At 55.3% G+C, this 8,038-nt stretch carries 4 protein-coding genes; all 4 read left to right on the top strand.

Features of this window, described 5'->3' with window-relative positions:
• Positions 1 to 224 precede the first annotated feature (224 nt).
• Positions 225 to 4,355, top strand: coding sequence for a hypothetical protein (locus tag HQL63_09565; protein ID MBF0177079.1), 4,131 nt, complete (start codon positions 225 to 227; stop codon positions 4,353 to 4,355).
• Between the two features lie 343 nt (positions 4,356 to 4,698).
• On the top strand, positions 4,699 to 6,093 hold the full coding sequence (locus HQL63_09570) for a hypothetical protein (GenBank protein MBF0177080.1): 1,395 nt from the start codon (positions 4,699 to 4,701) through the stop codon (positions 6,091 to 6,093).
• A gap of 7 nt (positions 6,094 to 6,100) precedes the next feature.
• Positions 6,101 to 6,637, top strand: a complete 537-nt coding sequence (locus HQL63_09575; protein MBF0177081.1) for a hypothetical protein — start codon at positions 6,101 to 6,103, stop codon at positions 6,635 to 6,637.
• On the top strand, positions 6,634 to 8,038 hold a 1,405-nt coding region (locus tag HQL63_09580), incomplete at its 3' end, for a hypothetical protein (GenBank protein ID MBF0177082.1). The genes HQL63_09575 and HQL63_09580, both read left to right, overlap by 4 nt.

Consider the following 8,038-nt stretch of genomic DNA (forward strand, 5'->3'; position numbering starts at 1 on the left):
ACAGGGATCGGTGGCACGCTCTTTCAAATGCGATTGCCCCGGATTGCCCTGATAGCCACCTTGAGTCCAACGATAAACAGTGCTAGGGTCAGACGGCTGGGAGCTTCGCGAGCCTTGAGCCTGGAACCAGGCTCCCTCCCCGGATTGTCACCCCATGTACAGGTCAGTCGGGTACATGTACCGGAGACCGGATTTCGCTTCGTGTCCCCCGGGATTTTGGCCCTATGGAATCTGAAAAAGAAACAAAAGAAAAATCCGAGTTGCGCCCTCTGACAGTTTATGGCCAGACGGTCGTCAACCTGTTCACGGACGAGATCGAGTCGGATGTCCCGGTGTGTCTTCTTCCCGTTCACAACCGGGACCAGATTCCCTGCCAGGAAAGTTACCAGGAATTCTTTTTCCATGCCCAGGAAAAATGGTCCGAAACGCTTAGGGCCGTCTCTCTCTTAAAAAGCAACCTACAGGATGAAAAGCGCCAGGCCGCCGCCGCCAAACCAGACCAGATGGGCGAGATCAAAACACCCATCCTGGACCGGTTTCTGGCCTTTCAAGAGGCCCTCAGAAAAGGGGATGAAGAGGAGATCGAGGATAATCCATTCCTTAAAGTCACCCGGATGGTCTTCCAACTCAACATGGAGGCTGCCCAGGGGACCATGCGGGAAGCTGTGATCGTTGCGCTCGCCAAGTGGGAGCGCACGAACATGCGCGCCTTCCCCTCCATCCCGGAGATCTGGCGGCTTGAGACACGAGGGTTTCGGGGCATCGGACGCAAACTGTACGCTTCGCTGCGTTCGCTGCTCATCGGTTTCAAACCCTATGTTTCGGTCTTACTTTTTGTCTTGTCATCGGTGACCACGTTTCGCGGGGTCAACGAACTGCTCCAACTCCCCCTGGCGCAAAAACTGTTCGGCAATCTTTTCCTCGGACACACCGGTGAGGCGGCCCGCTATGTCGTTGGAGTCACCATCGGCGTCTCCCTCTCCCTGGCCATTCTGGATTTCAAAGGACGCATCTTCCAGGGGATTGCCGAAAAAGGAAAAATCTGGAAAGGCCTGATCCATGCCCTGGGTGTCCACCCCCGTTGGATCATTTTGGCCACCCTGTTGACATTCTTCTCCATCTACACCAACTACGACGGTATCGTCTCGCTGGTTTCCAAACAAGGAGAACTGCAAAAACAGTGGATAGAAATCAAAGGTCGTGTCGAAGGGGTACTTGGCACAAGCATGACAGCCAATCCGGACCATCCACAAACCCTGCATGGCCTGAAAAAAGCCCTGGAACTCACCGCGCAACAAGCTGTCGAAACCTTTAAAAATCTGCCCGAAGATGAACTCTCCGGCATTGCATCGAGCCAGGATCCACGTAAAGGTCCGCGTTATTGGGCCAAACATTTTGTAGTGTTTGGCGGCTTTACCGAAGGGGTGGTCGATGTGCCAAAGGTCCATGTCAGCTCGGAGACTTCCAAAAACATCAACACCATACTTCTTGGTTCCGGGTTGAATTTTGGCAAGGGAATTGAAGAGAAAATCCAGGAGTTGACCGGACGATACTCCAACAGTTTCTCAAATACCGTTAAAACAATTCATCATGATCTGGAGCAATTGGACCTGATCATGAGTCCAGGCGAACGGTCGATGGCCAGCATGCGCCGATTCATGTCCTTGGAATATTATGACATCAACGCCCTCGTACAACATATCACAGCCTCATTTGAAGAGAACAAACGGGTCTATGATGGGGTTGCCACCGAGCTGAATCAATTATTGAAGGCGCATGTCGCTGTTTTGCGTCAGGTCGATAAATACGGCAACACACCCCAGGTTGACTACACAATCTCGGCAACCGTGGACGTGCCGGCCATCGACGGCATTGAGGCCCTGAAGAAGGGCGTCATTCCGGTCGCCACCCACAAAGACCTTGTCGCTCTGAACCAGTTCCTGACCCATGAGCACGGCCCAGCCAAGGCCAGCCTTATCCTGATGTCCATCCTCCTCTTCTCGATCTCCCTTGACCTCGGGGAACTCCTGCTGTTTACCCGTTTCACCGTCCGTATCGCCCGCAAAGATGAAAAACACATGGACGACAAGACGTTGATCATCACAACGTGGCATGACGAGTTTATCGGCAACATCCGTGGATTCTTCGAAAAAAAAGAGGTGTGGTTTTCCCTGTTGAGCTGGCTGCCGCGTCCCTCCGAAATCCTGATGCGGGATGCCCTCTTCACCTGGCTGTACAAAATGAATGGAGAGTTGAGACTCTCCGGTGGAAGAGCCGGTTTGTTGACCCGGTGGAAATTTTGGTTCATCCGGCTTTTCAGCGCCGTGGCGCGCAAAGAGATCTGTTATGCCCTCATGGCATGGGACAGCGCCATGGATCGCATCCAAACCGCCTTGCATAAAAACAATTGCCAATACCTGAGTATCCTCTACCCAGGTCTGCGCTGGGATGCCAAACTTGACAAAATGTCCTTCCACCAACTGGCGACTCAGCTCACAGCCAGCATGAAGCGGGGACAAATCCAATTTGAAGAGAGCCTGAAAACATCCAGCGACACACCCCTGTGCAAAAAAATCATCCGGGAACCCATCACGCAAAAAGTTGCCAAGTCCAAAGTCCAACGGGACTTTGAAATGTCTCTCGACATGGCCTTTCAGGATTTGGATCCCCAATCCAGGCAAAAACGGCAAAACGATAACGCCAGCCCCATCGCCAACGGCAAACAAACCGATGATGAAACCACTTGCAGCCGCTGCGGTACGCGCGGTTTCCGGCGATCCTGGCGGTGTGCCGTCATCAAGATGACCGAACCCTACACCTGCGAACATCCTCATGGCAGTTTTTTGGATACGATATACAAAATGATGGCCTATGGGTCCATCCATTTTGTCTATTGTCCGTTATGGTACGGTTATTCATGGTTGTTTCAGACATCATTCATTAAAGAAAATCAAGTATTTCCATGGTCACGAAAGAAATGGCTCTATGAGTTCTGTGTCTCAAAAAGGGGCCGCCAGGAGAGACATGCCATCACCTCTGCCGAAAAAAACAAAAGCGTCGATATCACCGATATTCTGAAAAAAATTCCCAGACTCAAACACGAAACCATTGTAAACTTGATCGACAGACTCGACAAGTTTGATGCAGGATGGGCAGTAACATGGAAACTTTCCATACGCCACTATGAAAACGTTCTCCTGGATATCGAGGACGAAGCCCGCATGATCCAGGGGCTTGGAAAAGACGCCGATGATGTCGCTGATGAAATGTTATTATATAATAAGAATATTGCGACAGGAGACTTGTTGTACTATGAAAGTCCTCACAACTTCTCCCTTCTGGAACAATTCAAAACAATCGAAATGCAGATCAACGATGCCTTGAACCGCGTCGGCGAAATCGACGATCTGTTCCAAAGAAAAATCCAATATGCCAAAGAGATCGAAGAAACCAGCGAGAACATCAATCGGCTATTGGTCTCCGTCAAGATGGACCTGGTCAGTGGCGAGTTGGACTACCAGGGGTGGAAAATCATTGGGGGGGACAGGGTCCACCAGCTCATCACCAACGAAACCCAGAAAATTTTAGAAGACGCCAGACAATACCAACAGCAGGACATTATCGATCACGGCGAAGAGATGGTCAGCAAACTTGACCAGATGCGCATCCGTGCCCGACAACTTCATGATCAACTCAGCAATGTCAAAGGCGCCATGGGTCAACTGGCAGGTCATCACATCTCCTCGCAAGAGTCTCTCGATGCATCCATCTCCGGCGATGATCTGCTCGAACTCTTTCCTGCCAACGACAACATCAGGGAGACCCCCAAAGAGGGGTGGGCCATGGCGGTGCGCGGCCAAAAAAGGGCGGAAGTGGCAACAGAACACCAACCACCCCACCAAAAAGCAGCGCCACACCCAACAACCAGGCCCCTGCCCCTCCCCATTCAGACCAGACGCGCCGTCCCGCGTCAGGAAAACATGGTCAGACCACCCGCCGATCCTTCACCCCACGCACCTGTGGATCGGGTTGCATCCCGCCGGGAAGGAGAGAGGTCGCTGTTGCAGACTCCGGTTGAATTTATGACCCAGAGTGGCACGGTTTGCCGTGGCACCACGGAAGATGTCAGCATTGTCGGCGTCAAAATGAAATGGAACCAACCAAGCAACAAATTGCGTGAAGGAGAATCAGGAACCTTTCATTTCATCAATCTGCCTCATGAAGCGGGTTTTCCCAGCCGCGTCATTCGTATCAACCATGACGAGATCATGTTGACCATCCACGCAGATACGGCTCGCTATGGCCTCGTGGTCATGCAGGAGATTCTTTCCCAACACAAGGTTCAAATTGTGTAACAATTCACCATCCTTGCAAGAAAAGCTGCAACTATTCACCACCCTTGCAAGAAAGGCTTAGATATGAAAGCCTTTGTCAGGGCTTCGCCCCGAACCCCACCAGGGCGCTGCCCTGGACAAAGCCAGGGAGCCAGCCCCCTGGACCCCGATTCGTGGCCAGGTGGTGAATAGTTACATTTCCTGAACCCTTTTGAAAGGATTCTGAATCGTGATGCCGGATGTTGGACTGCAACGACATGTGTGACCATTTGATCAGGTTTACGGGAGTGTTGGTGCCAATATTGCGACATGGTCCAACCGAAATTCCCAACAACCAGACAGGAACGAAAAAACAGGTTCGATCATGAACAGGCATGTGTCACCTCCAGGCAATCACCCGGGTTCGACAAGCCATGCACGCCAGGGGAAAGAGTCTCTCCAGGAGCTGCTGGGTGTGGTCGACAGTTGGGCCCTCACCCAAAGTCAGCTTTGGTTCACAAAATTTGCCGATCTTCTGACGCAATACCTGGGCGAAGCCGGCAAAGCACTGGGTCAACAAGTGGATCTGGACACCATCACCCAGGCCATCAAGGCACAGGAGAACAGTTTCAATGCCACCGTCTCCCAACTGATTCGCAAGAGTTTTGCGGAGACAACCAGCACGCCGGCTGCGGCAAGGCAACCCCTCCCTCCAACATCTGAAACAACCCATCCATCACTCCCCCGGGCAACAAGAGCGCACGCGACTCTCCCTCCCTCTCTGGGGGTCCAGAAGGGCATCCAACGCAAGAGCACCCATGCGCCTGCCCCGGATTTTTCACCTGCCGATTTTCCAGCTGCCACGGGTCCGGTACAACGCTCTGATCGTACACAATGGAAACTCCCACCCGACCCTGACAAAAAAGGAGACAGAGGAAGAATCAGATCGACCCCTGCACTCCCCCTGCCTCCGGCCAGGGAGTCCGCCCCGGTAGACCTCGACCAAAAAGAAGACGAGGGAAAAATCAGATGGACCCCTGCGTCACCCCCACCTCCGGCCAGGGAGTCCCCCCCGGCAAACTTCGACAAAGACAAAAAAGAAGACGAGGGAAAAATCAGATGGACCCCTGCGTCGCCCCCACCTCCGGCCAGGGAGTCCCCCCCGGCAAACTTCGACAAAGACAAAAAAGAAGACGAGGGAAAAATCAGATGGACCCCTGCGTCGCCTCCACCTCCAGTCAGGGAGTCCCCCCCGGCAGACTCTCCAGCCCATAACGGCGTTTTGGAACTCCTGTTGGGTATCCTGAAATCGGTCTTGGGGAAACTCAACGCCGTCCGTCGGGAAGAGACACACGCCCTGGCTGCAACGGTCAGCATGGCCATGGAAACCTTGCAAGCCACCGGAGGCGACATGGGAGACCCGCGCAACCAGGAGGCCCTGCAGGCCATCGGCGCTGCGTTCAACGGGCTTCGCAACGACGGCCTGGATCATATCCCCGAAATGGAAGGGTTGGGCAGCGCCCTGGAAAAAATCACCATGTTTTTTGGCACGCCCCCGGCCCACGAGGTTGACACCGGGTCCGAGTTTTCCCATCCTGACAGCAACGAGGCGGGTGCAACTCCCCTGGCCTATCACCGGGAAGTCGACTCTTCAGGCCCCCAGGCGGGTGTCACCACCGGACCATCCGATCCGGCAGGTTCTACCTTCCCCACAGTCTTGCATGATTTTTTCTCTGGCCCCGGCAAAAGGCCAGCCACACACAAATGGCAGCAAGGATGACTGGGTGATGGAACAATCAATCCCCGCACAAAAAAAAGGGGGGTCCGGCCCGCAAACCGCTGACCGGAGCCGGGTCAGGCGGCGGGATGTGTCACGCCTGGGATTGCGGCGGGCCGGCGAGGCCTTCCTGCACCGGCAATCTGCCCCGCCACCTGCGGGCCATCCGCCGCCAGAGGAGACCCCCGCTCCCCACACCACCTCCCATCAACCCGAGTCGCTCCCCGGCAGCCAACGAATGGCGGTGCGTCCGCCAGCCAAAGGGCGCGAGACCACACAAAAACAGGCTGCGCCGCGCACCCGAATCGATGATCGTCTGCCCACAAAAAATACCATGCCCCCCTCAGGCACCCCATCGGTCGGAATCACTCCCGCGTCCGGTCCCAAAAGATTTGAATTGCCACCTCTGCAAACAGCGCGCGATCGGGAGATCGGCTTGGGTCGTGTCCTCACCGCCATTGAACGGCGGGAAATTTCGCGCGAGGAGGGACGGCGGCTGTATGGGCTGATCGGAACGTTTCACAGACGGCGTCAGGCCATCCGATGAACAACGTCCCGCCCGTGTATCCAGTCGGTGCGCTCCTGGCCCTTCTGCTCCTGGCCGCGTGCCTGCTCTCCCCCCCTGCCGATGCCGCCCCGTCACGGGCGCTCTCCCCGCAAGAAGAACAGATGCTGGAACGGCAGGTCTGGCTCAGAATCAACCAAATGGCCATGGATCCGACAGCCAATGCAGATGCCCTGGTGGAGCCCGTCACCATCCTGGTGGATCTCTATCTGGAACAAGGGCGTCATGCCAAAGCCGAACCGGTCCTGCAAATGGCCATCAACCAACTCTCCGGCAAATCAAGTGCCGCCAACGCCATTCCCCTCCTGCGCCTGACCAGCCGCATGGCCAAGGTGGATCTGGCTTATGGGCGTTTTGAATTGGCTTCCAGGCAATTCAACCTGTTGCTCACAGCCAGCCGCGCCAAGGAGGCCTTTACACCCGCCCAGGAACAAGACATTCGCCTGAGTCTGGCTCGGACTCGGGTGGGCATGGCGCTCGCCCTGGCCGATCAATCAGCCCGCCTCTCCCGTTCCTCCCAACTCCTGATGGTGGCCATACCCGAGTTGGCCCAGTATCTGGGAGAAAAACACCCGGAAGTGTTGGCTGCCCGCATACAATATCTGGACCTTCTGGCCCGGCAAGGGTACTTCGACCAGGTGCGGGAAGAGTCCGCCCCCCTGCTGACCATCTTTCTTGCCATGAAACCACCCCGGCTTGAGGAGATGGCACAAATCTACCGTTTCCGGGGATGGGCCTTGGCACAAGGGGGGAACATTCCTGCCGCACTGGAGTCCCTCAACGCCGGTCTGCACCTGCTGCCAGCTGAATACATGGGAGCGTTGCAATTCAAGGCGCGCCTTCTGGTCGATCTGGCCGTCGTCTACCTGGGCGATCGGCGCAACCCGGAGGCCCTCTCCACTTTCGAACGGCTGGAGGATACGATCGTTCATCAATTTGGTCGGGGCAGCTTCAAACAGGCTCGGCTCCTCCAGACCATCAGCCTGATATTGGAAAAACAAGGCATGCCCGAGGATGCGCAACGGTGGCGCAAAAAAGCATTCACGCTCGGTCAAGCCATATTCGACAAGGAAACAACCCTCCTGGAAAAATGGTGGAGTGCGCTACAGACCGAAATCAATAAAGGTGGCTCCGTCAGCAATCCGCTCGAAATGGAGCGACAGCTCTCCGATCTGATCACGCTTCTCTTCACCCAGGTCGAAAACATGGCCAGCTGGCGGGAACGTCTCCCATCCATCGCCACCCCTCTAACGCCAGCCGCCCTGTCCATTCTGGCCGACCCCGTCACAAAACCCACAGCCGCAGCAACACCAGCGGCCTCGACACCTGCGACCACCCCGGCAGCAAAAACCGAACAACAGCCTGCCCAACCTCGCGAAACCT

Source organism: Magnetococcales bacterium (assembly GCA_015231175.1).
In the GTDB taxonomy this organism is placed as follows: domain Bacteria; phylum Pseudomonadota; class Magnetococcia; order Magnetococcales; family DC0425bin3; genus HA3dbin3.